Origin of the sequence: Nonomuraea jiangxiensis (assembly GCF_900099965.1) — a bacterium.
Lineage (GTDB): Bacteria > Actinomycetota > Actinomycetes > Streptosporangiales > Streptosporangiaceae > Nonomuraea > Nonomuraea jiangxiensis.
Genome location: NZ_FNDJ01000001.1, coordinates 487140 through 500773, shown reverse-complemented (window position 1 = coordinate 500773; position 13634 = coordinate 487140). Strand labels below are relative to the sequence as shown.

Genomic DNA, 13634 nt, shown 5'->3' with positions numbered 1-13634 from the left:
GCGACCCGTCCTTCGCGGACATGGCCTCCCGCCTCGGTGCGGCGGCCTCGAAGTCGTCGCTGGCCGCCGCGGCCCGCGGCTCGACCTTGCCGACTTGGGAGACGACGTGGGAGTTCGTCCGGGTGCTGGCGGTCGATCGGCTGGGCCGGGATCCGGACGAGGTCAGACGCGAGTGGCGAGCGCACTGGGAGCAGGCCGCGAGGATCGCCGGCGACTCCAGGTATGAGGCCCGCATGTCCGAGCAGTTCCCACCCCACCCCACCGACCCGCCCGATCCCCCGGACGCGACAACTCCGTCCACGCAGCCCACACGGCAGCCGACGGCCGACCCTTCCGATCCAACGGACACATCCGCCTCGCTCCCACAGCCCGCACAACCGACGCAGACCGACTTCGCCGACCCAGAGCCCCCATCCGCACACCCCTCGCGGACCGATCCACCCCCACGACTCTCGCAACCTTCGCAGGCCGATCCACCCGATCCACCCCATCCACCGGATCGGCAGGATTCATCCGGTCGGCCGAATCCACGTGTTCGGCCGGATCCACGTGTTGGGCCGGATCCACGTGTTGGGCCGGATCCATCGGGGTCATCGGATCCACCCACGCAACCTTTGCGGGGTCCTTCGCGGCCGTCTCTGGCCGGGAAAGTCGCTGTGATCGTGGCGCTGGCCAGTGTGCTGGGACTTGCCGCCGTGCTGCTTGCCTGGGCGCTGCCGTTCTCGCAGCAGAACGAGCAGCCCATCGCGCGGAACACACCGTCCGCCTCACCTCCTGCCACGCCACACGACGACTCCACCTTCGAGGGAGACGTGACCTACCCGGACGGGACCGTGGTGGAGCAGGGCGAGTCCTTCGACAAGACCTGGCGCATCCGCAACGCGGGCACCATCCCGTGGCAGGGGCGCTATCTCACACGCATGAACGACACCCCGTGCCGCGCCCCCAAGCGGGTCGGCATCGGCCCCGTCCTGCCCGGCAGTCGATCAACATCACGGTACGCGTGCGCGCCGCCGACTCCCCCGGCCGCTGCAAGATCTTCTGGAAGATGACGGACGCGGACGGCACCCCGCTGCTCGCCGCAAAGAAGCCCATCTTCCTCGACGTCACCGTGGCTTAACTTGCCCTACCTCCCCTGACCAACTCTGACCAACTCTGATCAGCCCCGACCTGGGCCCGTCCTGTCGAGCGGCGTCTTCCTTGCCGGCTCCCCTACAAGCCTCGTGGCCTGCCAGGCGATGTGCCGCTCGACCGTTGACTCACCTTTCCGGCGAGCCACCCTGACCGACCACCACCCGACTCTCGCAGCAAGGCGGGTGGTGGGCCCCGGTGGTGCCGGGCCGGTGCACGGGGTTGTCGGTTCGGGGCCGGTGTGCAGGTAGAGGTCGCGGAGCAGGCACACGTCGCTCAGGTGGTGGATCGGCTCCCGGTGCCGCATGCGGTGCGGGGGGTGACCGGGGTGTTCGGCGGTGCTGTGGCGTGAGGCTCGGGGCGGGGATGGCCCGGTGGTGAACGTTGCTCCAACGTTGACCAACCCGGCGAAGACGGCATGACGGCCAATGTCAGGAATCGATCAACAGCTCCCTGGCAGCTCGGCAAACCTGGCCATATATGGATCAATCATGACAATGTCACCGTCGAGGGTGCCCGCCCTCCTCGCCCCCTGACCGGCACCTGCGCCGGTCCGAGGACGGCGGCAGAAGGGCCGATCCTTCATGCACCGCGCCTTACCCGTCACCCTGGGCTTCGCCTGCGCTGCCGCCCTGACCCTTACCGTCACCGCCCAGCCCGCCGCCGCGATCCCGCCGAACATCCCCTCCGCCGCCACCGCGACCTCCCGCCTGGCCGCCCTCCCCGTGGCCGCCGAGTCCCACGGCAGCACGTACGACCGGGACCTTTTCCCGCACTGGTCCACCGTCTCCGGCTCCTGCAACACCCGCGAAGAGGTCCTCAAGAGGGACGGCACCAACGTGGTGACCAACTCCTCCTGCGCCGCCGTCTCCGGCTCCTGGTTCAGCCCGTACGACGGCGCCACCTGGACCGCCGCGAGCGACGTGGACATCGACCACATGGTCCCGCTGGCCGAGGCGTGGGCCTCCGGCGCCTGGTCCTGGACCACCGCCCGTCGCCAGCAGTTCGCCAACGACCTGGGCGGGCCGCAGCTGTGGGCCGTCACCGACAACGTCAACCAGTCCAAGTCCGACCAGGACCCGGCCGAGTGGCAGCCGCGCAGCGCCGAACGCTGCCGCTATGCCCGTGCCTGGATCCAGGTCAAGTGGTACTGGGGGCTGAGCGCGGACAGCACCGAGAAGGCGGCGTTGAGCAGCATGCTCGCCTCCTGCTGACCCCGACTGGATAACGGCCCCGCCGCTCCCGCGACCAGGAGCCGCGGGGCCGCTGCACGACGTCGGCCGGAGCCCGCTCGGAGGTCGGTCGGTGCGGAATCGTCCTTCAGCGGGTGACCGCCCGGCATGTGCCGGGCAACCCGTGTCCGTAAATCTCGTCACCAGGGTGTTCGGCCGGTGAGAAGATCGGGGGTGCTCCGAATAGCAAACGCAGTACTCGCAAGGTTGCCGGAACCGCTGCACGCCCTTGTGCTGAAGCACCACGAACTGCTGAAGTTCACGGTGGTGGGTGGAACAGCGTTCTTAGTGGACAACGCGGTGTTCTATGGGCTGAAGCTGACCATTTTGGAGCCGAAGCCGGTGACCGCGAAGGTCATCGCGGTGCTCGTGGCGACGATCGTGTCCTACGTGTTGAACCGCGAATGGTCGTTCCGGACCAGGGGCGGCCGCGAGCGCCGTCACGAGGCGGCACTCTTCTTCCTGGTCAGTGGCGTCGGCCTGGTGCTCAGCTCCGCACCGCTATGGATCTCCCGGTACGTGTTCCGCCTGGAGACCCCGGACGTGAGCCTGGTGACGCAGGAGATCGCCGACTTCATGAGCGCGCAGATCATCGGCACGCTGATCGCCATGGTCTTCCGCTTCTGGGCGCTCCGGAAGTGGGTCTTCCCCGAGGAGAAGGCCCACCCCGGCCGCCTGCGGCTGGCTCCCACTGCCGATGCCACGGACGAGGCGGCTTGATGGCAGCGCATCCGGAAGCCGTTTCGGCGGTTGGACGGGTGCATGCCGCTGCTGCGCCCCACGGGCCTGGCCCCGCGGATGACCGCCGAACAGAGGGCGGACAAACCCCACAGCCGGGGTGGTCAGCGGTAGGCGGTTGCCTGGAGGGTGTAGAGGTCGGCGTAGAGGCCGTTGAGGGCCATCAGCGTGGCGTGGTCGCCCTGCTCGGTGATCTTGCCTTTGTCCAGCACGTAGATGCGGTCGGCGTAGCGGACACTGGCCAGCCGGTGGGTGATGAGCAGGACCGTGCGGCCGTCGCTGTGGTGGCGGATCTGCTCGAACAGGGCGTGTTCGGCGCGGGCGTCGAGGGCGGCGGTGGGTTCGTCGCAGATGAGCAGGTCGGCGTCGCGGTGGAAGCCGCGGGCCACGGCGATGCGCTGCCATTGCCCGCCGGACAGCTCGTGGCCGTCCTTGAAGCGGCGGTCCAGCAGGGTGCGGTAGCCGTGCGGCAGGTCGGCGATGACCTCGTCGGCGCCGGCCACCGCGGCGGCGGCGTGCAGGGCGGGCTCGCCCTTGTCGGTGCCCATGGTGATGTTGTAGCGGGCGGTCAGGGGCCAGCGGGTGTGGTCCTGAGCGATGACGGCGGTGCGCAGGCGGAGCTGCTCGGGGTCGACGTCGCTGAGGTCGGTGCCGTCCCAGCGGACGGCGCCGGCGTCGGGGGCGTAGAGGCCGGACAGGATTTTGGCGAGGGTGGTCTTGCCTGAGCCGTTCTCGCCGACGAAGGCGATGACTTCCCCGTGGTTGATGGTGATGGAGACCTCGCGCAGGGCGGGTTCTTCGGCGCCGGGGTAGGTGAAGGTGATCGCGTCGGCGGTGATGCGGGCGAAGCCGGCGGGGAGCGGGGTGGAGCGGGCGGCGGTCAGGCGGGACTCGGCCTGGGTGCAGAACTCCAGGAAGTCGGTGAAGTACAGGCCCTGTTCGTAGAGGCGGTTGGTGGCGTACATCAGGTTGGCCAGGGAGGTCTGGCCGGATCGGATGGCCAGGACGGCGGTGCCGGCGACGGCCAGCGGGATGGCCGCGACGGCGAGCAGGATGCCGAGGGCGACGTAGACCAGGCCGGCGCCCAGGCCGCCGAGGGCCTCGCCGACGAGCTTGGCGATGGTCTGGCGTCTGGCGAGGTCGAGCATGACGTCCTGCTCGGCCTTGGTGACCGCGTCATACATGCGCAGCAGGAAGCCGCGCATGGTGAACGAGCGAACTTCGGCCGCCGAGGGCCGGTCGGCGAGCAGGTCGGCGATGATCCATTTGCGGCGGCGGGCCGGGACCAGGCGGTACATCACCGAATAGCGCATGCGCGCGCTGCGGACCGCGGCCCAGGCGTCCGGCAGCACCGCCAGCAGGAGGAGGGGCAGCAGCACCGGGTGGAGCACGCCGAGGACACCGGCCGCCGCCGCCAGGCCGACCGTGGCCGTGACCACGTCGACGGACGTCGTCACCACCGAGTCGGCCATGGCCACGCCGCGGGACCTGGCACGTTCCAGGGCGTCGTGGAACTCCGGGTCGTCGTAGGCCACCAGCTCCACCCGGCTGGTCAGGCCGTAGAGCCGCTCTTCGGTGAGCCGGGCGATCTGGGGAGTGAGGCGGGACTGGGCCCAGCCCGCGCCCGCCTGCGTGATCGTGCGCACCACCGCGGCGCCGCCGACCAGGGCGAGGCTGGGCAGCGCGGCGAGCACCCGGTCGGGGGTGGGGCCCTCGCTGAACAGGGCCGCCAGGACACCCGTCGTGGCCAGCAGGCCGAACGCGGTGAACACCCCGCCGAGGAGGTTGAGCACGATCGTGGCCAGCGTGTCGCGGGGGCTCGCTCCCCAGGCCAGGGCCATCGCCTGGCGCACGAGCGAGGGCAACCGCCGGGCGATGGTGAGGAAGCGGACCTCGGCCATCTTGTCGGTGTGGGCATACCAGTCGGAGAAGGCGATCTCGCCGAGTTCGAGGGTCTCTTCTTGGCGCATGCGCCGAGTATGCGCCCGGACACCGACAGTTTCCACGCGCGTTCTCCCCCGCCGATGGAACGGGATCGAACACCCGCGGGACATGGGCCATCGGCGCGCCGGTGACGCTTCACCTGTAAGTTTCACGCACAGTTGACGGGCCGAGTTGATGGTTGCGACACTCCCCCGCGTCCGGAGGGGCCACCCCACCACGGGAGCGGAGTATGCGAAGCATCAGCAAGCGCCTGTTCGGCCTGGCCGCCGGGATCACCGTGACGGCCCTCATGACGTCCGGCCTGTCCGCCGCCTCGGCGCGGACCCACACCCAGCGGCTGGCCTGCGGTGACGGGTCCTACAACGCGGAGGCGACACTGAGCGGCGGCACCTGGACCGCCCGCAACGGCAGCACGACCGACTACACCGGCACCAGCATGCTCTCGGCCATGCAGGCCGCGGTGAACAGCCTCACGGCCGGCCGCACCGCCAAGCAGCGCGTCGTGGTGCGCGGCTCGGGCTCGATGAGCGCCGGGTCGCGGCTGTCGCTGCCGAGTTACACCGTGCTGGACGTCTGCGGCACCGTCAACGTGACGGGCTCCGGCTCCGGCGACCAGGCCGTCGTGTACGCCAGGAACGTACGGGACATCGAGGTCCAGCACCTGAACGTCACCGGCGCCCCCCTGTACGGCATCTTCGTCCGCAACGGCACCAACATCACCCTCGGCCAGATCGACCTGCGCCTGTCCAGCGGCCTCGGGATCCGCGTCGACAACCACGGCGACCGCAGCGTACGCACCAGGAACGTACGCATCGACAACGTCTACGTCTCCGGCACCAGCACCCACGGCGTCGAGACGTACGGACTCGACGGCCTCACGGTCGGCACCGTCGTGGCCCGCAACGTCGGCCACTCGGGCCTGCTGCTGAACGACACGATCAACGCCACGGTCAGCGTGGTGGACGCGCAGAACGCCGGCGCCGGCACCGGCTACGCGGCCTTCCGCATGGCCAACAGGAACGGCCGGATCGGCAGCGGCTATCCCACGAACATCCGCGTCGGCCAGGTCATCGCCCGCGGCGGCGGGCGGGGCGTCTTCTGCGTCTCGGAGAGCGGCGGCGCGGTGATCGACCGGGTGGACCTCGCCCAGACCGGCGGCAACGCCATCCTCATCGAGAACTGCTACAACGTGAACATCGCCGCCCAGAGCGGCACCGTCACCGGCCCCGGCGACATCCGGCTCGCGGCCCGCTCGGAGTTCCCCAACACCTCCGACATCGTCATCCAGAACCTGCGGGTGACGAACTCCGCGATCACGGAGAACCCGTGCGGGGTCAACACCACGTTCAGGAACAACACCCTGACCAACAGCCGGCAGAGCATCTGCTGACGGCCATAACACCGTAATAGGGGCAAATTGGTACCTCTTCGAGCCGGGATGCGCTCAGTACCGTGACAGCACCCCCCAACTCGGAGGAGGCTCCGTGCCAAGACCCCTTCGTCTCATGCTGTCCGCCGCCCTCTGCCTCTCCTTCCTCCTCGTCACCGCACCCGCGCAGGCCGCGGCCCTGGTCAGGGTGCTCAGGTACGACGCGAGCAGGGCGGCGGAGTTCGTGAGCGCGGTGAACCAAGGCGCCGCGATCTGGAACGCCAATGTGGTGAACGTCCGGCTCATGCAGGGAACGCCCGCCAACTTCGTGGTGATCGCCGACAACGGCTGGCCCCGGGCACAGCCCCGGAGCCTCGGCAACGGCACGATCTGGATGGGCCGGGAGGCCAGCAACTACAACTGGGTGCGCATCGCCGCCCACGAGATGGGCCACATCCTCGGCCTGCCCGACCGGCGCACCGGTCTGTGCTCCGACCTGATGTCCGGGTCGAGCGCCCCGGTGAGCTGCGCGAACGCCACCCCGAACAGCGCCGAGCGATCCGCGGTGGACCGCAACTTCGCCGGCACGGCCACACCTGAGGTGGAGTTCGGCCGGATCTACGAGAACCGCTGACAGCCCCCCGCTCGCGGCGGCGTCCCGGCCCCTCGGGACGCCGCCGCGAGTCCTGTCACGCGCACCGGAAGTCGGTCGGCAGGCGGGTGTCGCCGCTCGGGCGGGAACCCTGGAAGCCGAACGACGCACTGGCCCCGGGGGCCGGCGTGGCGTTGTGCGTGACGCTGCGGGCGGTCACCGCCTGACCGTTCGAGCTCAGCGTGGCGTTCCAGCCGCCGGTGAGCGTGCCCGGCGTGAGAGACATGAAGGCCGGATCGGGAGACCAGGGTTTTAAGCGGGCCGGGGATTATTCGAGGTCCCTCCAGGCGACATCGTGATCATGGCATCTGGATCTCTCGTCGGTTACGGCGGTGGTGTCGCCGCGGCCGCTCTGTCCACCGGGCACCTGTGGCTGGTCGGGCTGTGCGCGGTGATCGTGCTGGGCGCCGCGTTCCTCGTCCGGTTCGGGTTCCGGCGCGGCAAGAGCCCGTGGTGCCGCTGACTCTCGGACCGGCGGTGGGACCTCCGGCTGCCCGCTATGCCGGGCATGGGAGGCTCCTCCTTCTCGGCGCGCTGCCGATCGTGGGATGCGCCGTCTGGGGCGCCGCCGACTTCGTGTCGTTGACGAGGTCCGTCGACGGGCTGCCGCATGACCTGTCGGTGGCCTGGCTGGCGTCGCTCCTGCTCCTGTGGTGGGTGCCGCTGGCCTGGTTCGAGCGGCGGATCCGGGCGCCGCGCGGGCGCCGGGCGGGCCTCGACGCACTGACCGTGACCGTGCAGATCCCGGTCTACAACGAGGACCCGGCGGCGCTGCGCGCCTGCCTGCGCTCGGTGCTGGCGCAGAGCCGGCCGGTGAACCGGGTGCGGGTCGTCGACGACGGCTCCGCCGACCGGGTGACGGGCGAGCCCCTGACGTACGACGACGTACGCCGCGAGTTCGAGGCCGAGGCCGCGCGGCGGGGCGTGCCGACCACCTGGGACCGCACCGAGAACCGCGGCAAGCGGTTCGCCCAGATGCACGTGCTCGCCGCGGACGACGCCGACATCTTCCTCACCCTGGACAGCGACTCCGTGCTCGACCGGCACGCCGTACGCGAGGGCCTGGCGCCGTTCGCCGATCCCCGGGTGCAGTCGGTGGCCGGGCACGTGCTGGTGCTGAACCGCACCGCCACCCTGCTCACCCGCCTGACCTGCCTGCTGTACCTGCCTCTGACCCGTGGCCTGCGCAGCGCCCAGTCGGTGCTCCGCCGGGTGACGATCAACTCGGGCGCGCTCGCCTTCTACCGGGCCGACGTGGTGCGCCGGTGCGCGGGGGCGTACGAGAACGAGCGGTTCCGCGGCCGTCCCATGCAGATGAACGACGACTCGATGCTCACCTTCTACGCGCTGCTGGCCGGCGACACCGTGCACCAGCCGTCGTCGCTGGTGTTCACGCTGGTGCCGGAGCGGCTGGGCCACTACGCGAAACAGCAACTGCGCTGGATGCGCGGCACCACCGTGCGGCGCCTGTGGTGGCTGCGTTACATGCCGCTGCGCGGCACGGTCTTCTGGGCGACCGTCGCCGAGTACCTGTACCTGCTGCTCGCGCTGGTCGTCCCCGCCGTCGTGATCGCCGACCCGGCCTGCCGGGCGCACCTGGGCGAGTTCGCGCCGGCCGCGGGCCGGCTCTGGATCGCCATGAACTACCTGATGGCGCTGCGGCTGTTCACCGTACGCCGCGCCGACGAGCCGTTCGCGGCCCGGCTGCTGACGTTCGCCCTCGCGCCGCTGGCGGCCGTCTGGCGGCTGCTGGTGCTGCGCCCGATGCACGTATACGCGCTGCTGACCTGCTGGCGGGTCAACCGCTGGGGCACCCGTGGCGCCGTCGAGGTCGCCCTGCCCGCCAGGACCTGAGCGCACCCGCAGGGCGCCGCTTAACCGGCGTCCTGCGGGTGGAAAGGGGAAACCCCCGGCCGGAGCACCGGCCGGGGGTTTCCGTGCGACGGGAGATCAGGCGGTGAAGCCGATCGCCGTCCAGTCGTAGTACTGGTAGCCACGCGCGCCGTAGTTGGCGAGCGTCTTCTTGCACGCCCAGATGTCGGGACGCTGGTACAGCGGGATGGTGTGGACCATGTCCCAGATCAGCTTGTCCGCGGCGTTGGCCAGCTCGATGGCCTTGGCCGGGTCGGTCTCGTCCACGGCGGCCTGGATGGCGGCGTCGACCTGCGGGTCGCTGGCCTTCGGGAAGTTGCTCTCGGAGCCGGACTTGTAGATCTGGGCCAGGCTGCCGATCGGCAGCGGCGTGCCGATCCACGAGAACGGCACCAGGTCGAAGTCACCCTTGATGACGAAGTCGTTGAAGAACTTGTCGACGGGGACCGGGCGGATCGTCAGGTTGACGCCGACCTCCTTGAGCATGGCCTGGCTGAGCTCCGACTCCGTCTTCGCGGTGGGCGTGTCCGACGGGATCACGAAGTCCAGGTTGAGCTCCTTGCCGTCCTTCTTGCGGTACTCGCCCTCAAGCTTCCAGCCGGCCGCGTCGAGGAGCTGCTTGGCCTTCTCGGGGTTGTACTTGCCGAGGTCGCCGGAGTTGTCGACGTAACCCTTGTGGTTGTTCATGAAGACGTGGTTGCCGAGCGTCTGCAGCGGCCACTCCATGTCCTTCAGGTCGGACTGGGTGATCACGTCACGGTTGATCGCGTACTGGATGGCCTGCCGGACCGACTTGTCCTTCAGGAACTCGCTCTGGTTGTTGACCGTGATGTGCCGCCAGTTCGGGCTGAGCGCCTTGCGGATCACCGCGTCCGGGACCTTCTTGGCCTGCTGCAGGCCGGCCGGGTTGCCGGCCTCGATGTAGGCGGCGTCGAGCTCGCCGTTGGCGAAGGCGTTCACCTCGGCGCTCGGGTCCGGGATGGCGCGGTAGATGACCTTGTCGAGCTTGGCCTTCTTGCCCCACCACTTGTCGTCACGCACGAGGGTGAGCGTCTTGGTGCCCTCGTCGATGGACTCCACCTTGAAGGGTCCCGCGGTGGCGGGGATCTTCTGCTTGTAGGAGTTGTCGTAGCCGTCGGGCGTGCTCACGTACTTGGCCGGGAAGAGGTGCGAGGTGCCCCGGTTGAACATGCCCTGCCACTCCGGGTAGGGCTTGGAGAAGGTGATGACGGCGACCTTCTCGCTGTCACCCTGCTTGACGGACTCGATCTTGTCCCAGCCGTCGGTGGAAGCCGCCTTGAAGGCCTTGTTCTCGCCGCTGTTGGTCTTCCACTGGGCCTCAAGGTCCTTCCACGTGATCGGCTCGCCGTCCGACCAGGTGGCCTTGTCGTTGATCGTGTAGGTGACGACCTGCTTGCCGTCGACCGTCTCGTTCTTGACGTCGGTCACGTAGTCCGGGTTCGGGGTGAACACGGCCTCGGAGTCGGCCATCATGAGCTGCGGCATGATCGGGTCGAGCATCGTCGCCGTGTCAGCCTGGTTGCCGTCGACGTGGTAGCCGTTCCACTGGGTGGGCCACTGCCCGATCGCCAGTGTCACCGTGCCGCCGTCCTTGACCTGGTCGTACGGGACGGCGTTGATGTCGATGGCCGGGGTCTGGGCCATCTGCTGCTGGGCCTGCTGCGACTGCTCGGCGCTCGGCTTCTTGGCTTCGCCGCCACCTCCGCCGCACGCCGCCGCGGCCATGGCCAGGACCGCGATAGCCGCGGCTGCCCGGTAACGAACCTTCACTTTTCCTCCTGATCGTCCGAGGCCGTGATGACCTCGATCTCCTCCGCGTAGTGGCAGGCGGCGCCGTGGTCCACGGCGTTCGCGAGCCGAGCAACCGAGGGTTCTTCATCCACACATCGCCGCCGCTCCGCCTCGCTGAGCACGGCGAACTTGGGACAGCGGGTGCGGAACCGGCAGCCCGAGGGCGGGTCAGCCGGACTGGGCAGGTCGCCTTCGAGCAGGATGCGCTTGCGGGTGCGCTCCAGCTCGGGGTCCGGCAGCGGGATCGCTGACAGCAGCGCCTGCGTGTAGGGGTGTGCCGGGTGGTCGTAGACGTTCTCGACCGTGCCGATCTCGGCGATCCTGCCGAGGTACATGACGGCCACGCGGTCGGCCAGGTGCCTGACCACCGCCAGGTCATGCGCCACGAACAGGTACGACAACCCCAGTCTGTTCTTCAGCTCCTCCAGCAGGTTGATCACACCGGCCTGGATGGAGACGTCGAGCGCGGAGACCGGCTCGTCGAGCACCAGCAGCCTCGGCTCCAGGGCGAGCGCGCGGGCGATGCCGATGCGCTGGCGCTGGCCGCCGGAGAACTGCTGCGGATAGCGCTCCGCGTGCTCCGGCGCCAGGCCGACGAGCTGGAGCAGCTCCTCGACCTTGGCCCGGACGTCCTTCTTGCCGTGCGCGCGCAGCGGCTCGGCGATGATGTCGCCGACCGGCATGCGCGGGTCGAGCGCGGCCATCGGGTCCTGGAAGACGATCTGCAGGTCGCGCCGGAGCGCCTGGCGTCCCGCCCGGTCCAGCTTGGCGCTGTCCTTGCCGAGCACCACGACACGCCCGCCCTGCGGCGGCTGGAGCTGCATGATCTGCTGCAACGTGGTGGTCTTGCCGCAGCCGGACTCGCCGACCAGGGCCAGCGTCTCGCCCTCGGCGATGTCCAGGGTGATGCCGTCGACCGCGTACACGGTGCCGACCCGGCGCTTGAGCACCGCGCCCTTCATGAGCGGGTAGTGCCGGATCATGTCGTCGAGCTCCAGCACCGTGGCGCGCTCGGTGCGCGGCACGCGTACGACGTCGCTCGGCGGGATGACCGGCACCGGGAACACGTCGGCCCCGGTCAGGCCCTTGTGCTCGATCTCGTGCGCGCGGATGCAGGCCACGTGGCGCCCGCCCGCGAAGGGGGTCAGCGACGGCTCCTCGTCGTCGCACATGTCCACCTTCATCGGGCAGCGCGGCGCGAACGGGCAGCCGGGCGGCAGCGCCGCCGGCGAGGGCGGGTTGCCTTCGATGGGCACGAGCGGCCCCTCCTCGCCGTCGATCCTGGGGATCGAGGCCAGCAGCCCCATCGTGTACGGCATCCGCGGCCGGTAGTAGATGTCGTCCACCGGCCCCTGCTCGACGGGCTTGCCCGCGTACATGACCAGCACCCGGTCCGCCATGCCCGCGATGACGCCCAGGTCGTGGGTGATCATCACGATCCCGGCGCCGGTCTCCTGCTGGGCGGTCTTGAGCACCTCCAGCACCTGCGCCTGGATGGTCACGTCGAGCGCGGTGGTCGGCTCGTCGCAGATGAGCAGGTCGGGATCGTTGGCGATGGCCATGGCGATCATGGCGCGCTGCCGCATGCCGCCGGAGAACTCGTGCGGGAACGCCTTGGCCCGCAGGTTCGGGTTGGGGATGCCGACCAGGTCGAGCAGCTCCACGGCGCGCTTGGCGGCCTTGTCCTTGGCCACCTTCTGGTGCACGCGCACCGCCTCGGCGATCTGGTCGCCGATGGTGAAGACGGGGGTGAAGGCCGACAGCGGGTCCTGGAAGATCATGCTGATCGACTTGCCGCGTATCTTGATCAGCTCTTCTTCGTCCATGCCGAGCAGCTCGCGGCCGTGCAGCTTGACCGAGCCGCTGACCTGGGCATTGTTCGGCAGCAGGCCCATGACCGCGAGAGAGGTAACGGACTTGCCCGAGCCGGACTCGCCCACGATGCCGAGCACCTCGCCGCGCTCGACCCCGTAGCTGACGCCGCGCACGGCCTGGATGCCGCCGGGGAAGGTGACGGTGAGGTCGCTGACCTCCAAGATGCTCACGAGTTGCTCCCCGGGTCGAGTGCGTCACGCAGGCCGTCGCCGATCATGTTCACGCTGAGCACCAGGGCGACCAGCAGGCCGGCCGGGAAGGCGAACAGCCACGGGTAGCCGGTGGCGTTGCGCGAGCCGTCCGCGATGAGCGTGCCGAGGGAGACGTCGGGTGGCTGGATGCCGAAGCCGAAGAAGGACAGCGCCGCCTCGCCGATGATGGCGCCGGAGACGTTGAGCGTGGCGTCGATGATCAGCAAGGAGGACAGGTTGGGCACGATGTGCCGGAAGATGATCTTCCATCGCGGGATGCCCATGTAGACCGCGGCCAGGACGTACTCGCGCTCGCGGATGGCGAGCGTCATGCTGCGGACCACCCGGGAGGTGATCATCCAGGAGAACGCGGCCAGCAGCACCACGAACCAGAGCCAGGAGGCGCCCTGGCCGAGCTGGGGCGAGATGATCGAGATGATCAGGAAGCTGGGCAGGACCAGGAGCAGGTCCACGCCCCACATGAGCATCTTGTCCACCCAGCCGCCGAAATATCCGGCGAACGCCCCCACGATGGCGGCCAGGCCGGTGGAGATCAGCGCCACCAGCAGGCCGATGATGATGGACTTCTGCATGCCACGCAGCGTGATGGCGTACATGTCCTGGCCGATCGAGGTGGTGCCCCACCAGTGGTCGGCGTCCGGCGCCGACATGAAGGCCAGGAAGTCCTTGTCCGTCCAGTCGTAGTTGCCGAAGTACGGACCGACGTAGGCCAGCAGCACCAGCACGAGCAGGGCGATGAAGCCGTAGCGGGCCTGCTTGTTGCGGAGCAGCCGCCGGAGGACGACTTTCGAACGCAT

The 13634-nt window shown here is 69.4% G+C and carries 12 protein-coding genes; 7 read left to right on the top strand and 5 right to left on the bottom strand.

Annotation, left to right across the window (positions count from 1 at the left end; all coding sequences use genetic code 11):
* The first annotated feature begins 656 nt into the window (after nt 1-656).
* From BLS95_RS55355 to BLS95_RS02090, 3 genes are all read left to right on the top strand, one after another.
* A complete protein-coding gene (locus BLS95_RS55355; protein WP_176992981.1) occupies nt 657-1052 on the top strand; it encodes an NBR1-Ig-like domain-containing protein in 396 nt (131 codons plus the stop codon).
* 663 nt (nt 1053-1715) lie between these two features.
* Nucleotides 1716-2345: an HNH endonuclease family protein gene (locus BLS95_RS58860; protein WP_090928468.1), complete on the top strand. Its 630-nt coding sequence runs from the start codon at nt 1716-1718 to the stop codon at nt 2343-2345.
* A gap of 225 nt (nt 2346-2570) precedes the next feature.
* A complete protein-coding gene (locus tag BLS95_RS02090; protein ID WP_245764764.1) occupies nt 2571-3083 on the top strand; it encodes a GtrA family protein in 513 nt (170 codons plus the stop codon).
* A gap of 122 nt (nt 3084-3205) precedes the next feature.
* On the opposite strand, the gene BLS95_RS02085 is transcribed toward BLS95_RS02090, so the two are convergent.
* Complete coding sequence (locus BLS95_RS02085; RefSeq protein ID WP_090928464.1) at nt 3206-5071, bottom strand: ABC transporter ATP-binding protein; 1866 nt, start codon at nt 5069-5071, stop codon at nt 3206-3208.
* Between the two features lie 203 nt (nt 5072-5274).
* On the opposite strand from BLS95_RS02085, the gene BLS95_RS02080 reads away from it, so the two are divergent.
* Both BLS95_RS02080 and BLS95_RS02075 read left to right on the top strand, forming a co-directional pair.
* Nucleotides 5275-6435, top strand: a complete 1161-nt coding sequence (locus tag BLS95_RS02080; RefSeq protein WP_090928462.1) for a hypothetical protein — start codon at nt 5275-5277, stop codon at nt 6433-6435.
* A gap of 94 nt (nt 6436-6529) precedes the next feature.
* The gene (locus BLS95_RS02075; protein ID WP_245764763.1) at nt 6530-7048 is read left to right on the top strand and encodes a snapalysin family zinc-dependent metalloprotease; all 519 of its coding nucleotides are present in this window, start codon (nt 6530-6532) and stop codon (nt 7046-7048) included.
* A 55-nt stretch (nt 7049-7103) separates the two neighbouring features.
* Here BLS95_RS02075 and BLS95_RS02070 read toward each other — a convergent pair whose 3' ends face one another.
* On the bottom strand, nt 7104-7292 hold the full coding sequence (locus BLS95_RS02070) for a cellulose binding domain-containing protein (protein WP_090928458.1): 189 nt from the start codon (nt 7290-7292) through the stop codon (nt 7104-7106).
* Nucleotides 7293-7367: 75 nt separating this feature from the next.
* Between BLS95_RS02070 and BLS95_RS55350 the strand changes: the two genes are divergently transcribed.
* A complete protein-coding gene (locus BLS95_RS55350; RefSeq protein WP_176992980.1) occupies nt 7368-7529 on the top strand; it encodes a hypothetical protein in 162 nt (53 codons plus the stop codon).
* Nucleotides 7520-8920, top strand: coding sequence for a glycosyltransferase (locus BLS95_RS02065; RefSeq protein ID WP_245764762.1), 1401 nt, complete (start codon nt 7520-7522; stop codon nt 8918-8920). Before BLS95_RS55350 ends, BLS95_RS02065 begins: the two co-directional genes overlap by 10 nt.
* A 96-nt stretch (nt 8921-9016) precedes the next feature.
* Here the strand turns inward: BLS95_RS02065 and BLS95_RS02060 are convergent, their stop codons facing one another.
* Genes BLS95_RS02060 through BLS95_RS02050 form a run of 3 tightly spaced genes read right to left on the bottom strand, consistent with a single transcriptional unit; the run spans nt 9017 to nt 13634 of the window.
* The gene (locus tag BLS95_RS02060) at nt 9017-10729 is read right to left on the bottom strand and encodes an ABC transporter family substrate-binding protein (RefSeq protein ID WP_090928456.1); all 1713 of its coding nucleotides are present in this window, start codon (nt 10727-10729) and stop codon (nt 9017-9019) included.
* Nucleotides 10726-12795 (bottom strand): ABC transporter ATP-binding protein, encoded by a 2070-nt coding sequence (locus BLS95_RS02055; protein WP_090928454.1) that lies wholly within the window; start codon nt 12793-12795, stop codon nt 10726-10728. Before BLS95_RS02055 ends, BLS95_RS02060 begins: the two co-directional genes overlap by 4 nt.
* Entirely contained in the window at nt 12792-13634 is an 843-nt protein-coding gene (locus BLS95_RS02050; RefSeq protein WP_090928450.1) for an ABC transporter permease, read from the bottom strand. The genes BLS95_RS02055 and BLS95_RS02050 overlap by 4 nt, the downstream gene beginning before the upstream one ends.

Excerpts from the sequence above, each read along its gene's own strand:
- BLS95_RS58860 (WP_090928468.1), top strand. The coding sequence starts at position 1,716 with ATGCACCGCGCCTTACCCGTCACCCTGGGCTTCGCCTGCGCTGCCGCC.
- BLS95_RS02085 (WP_090928464.1), bottom strand. The coding sequence starts at position 5,071 with ATGCGCCAAGAAGAGACCCTCGAACTCGGCGAGATCGCCTTCTCCGAC.
- BLS95_RS02080 (WP_090928462.1), top strand. The coding sequence starts at position 5,275 with ATGCGAAGCATCAGCAAGCGCCTGTTCGGCCTGGCCGCCGGGATCACC.
- BLS95_RS02070 (WP_090928458.1), bottom strand. The coding sequence starts at position 7,292 with ATGTCTCTCACGCCGGGCACGCTCACCGGCGGCTGGAACGCCACGCTG.
- BLS95_RS55350 (WP_176992980.1), top strand. The coding sequence starts at position 7,368 with ATGGCATCTGGATCTCTCGTCGGTTACGGCGGTGGTGTCGCCGCGGCC.
- BLS95_RS02050 (WP_090928450.1), bottom strand. The coding sequence starts at position 13,634 with ATGCGTTCGAAAGTCGTCCTCCGGCGGCTGCTCCGCAACAAGCAGGCC.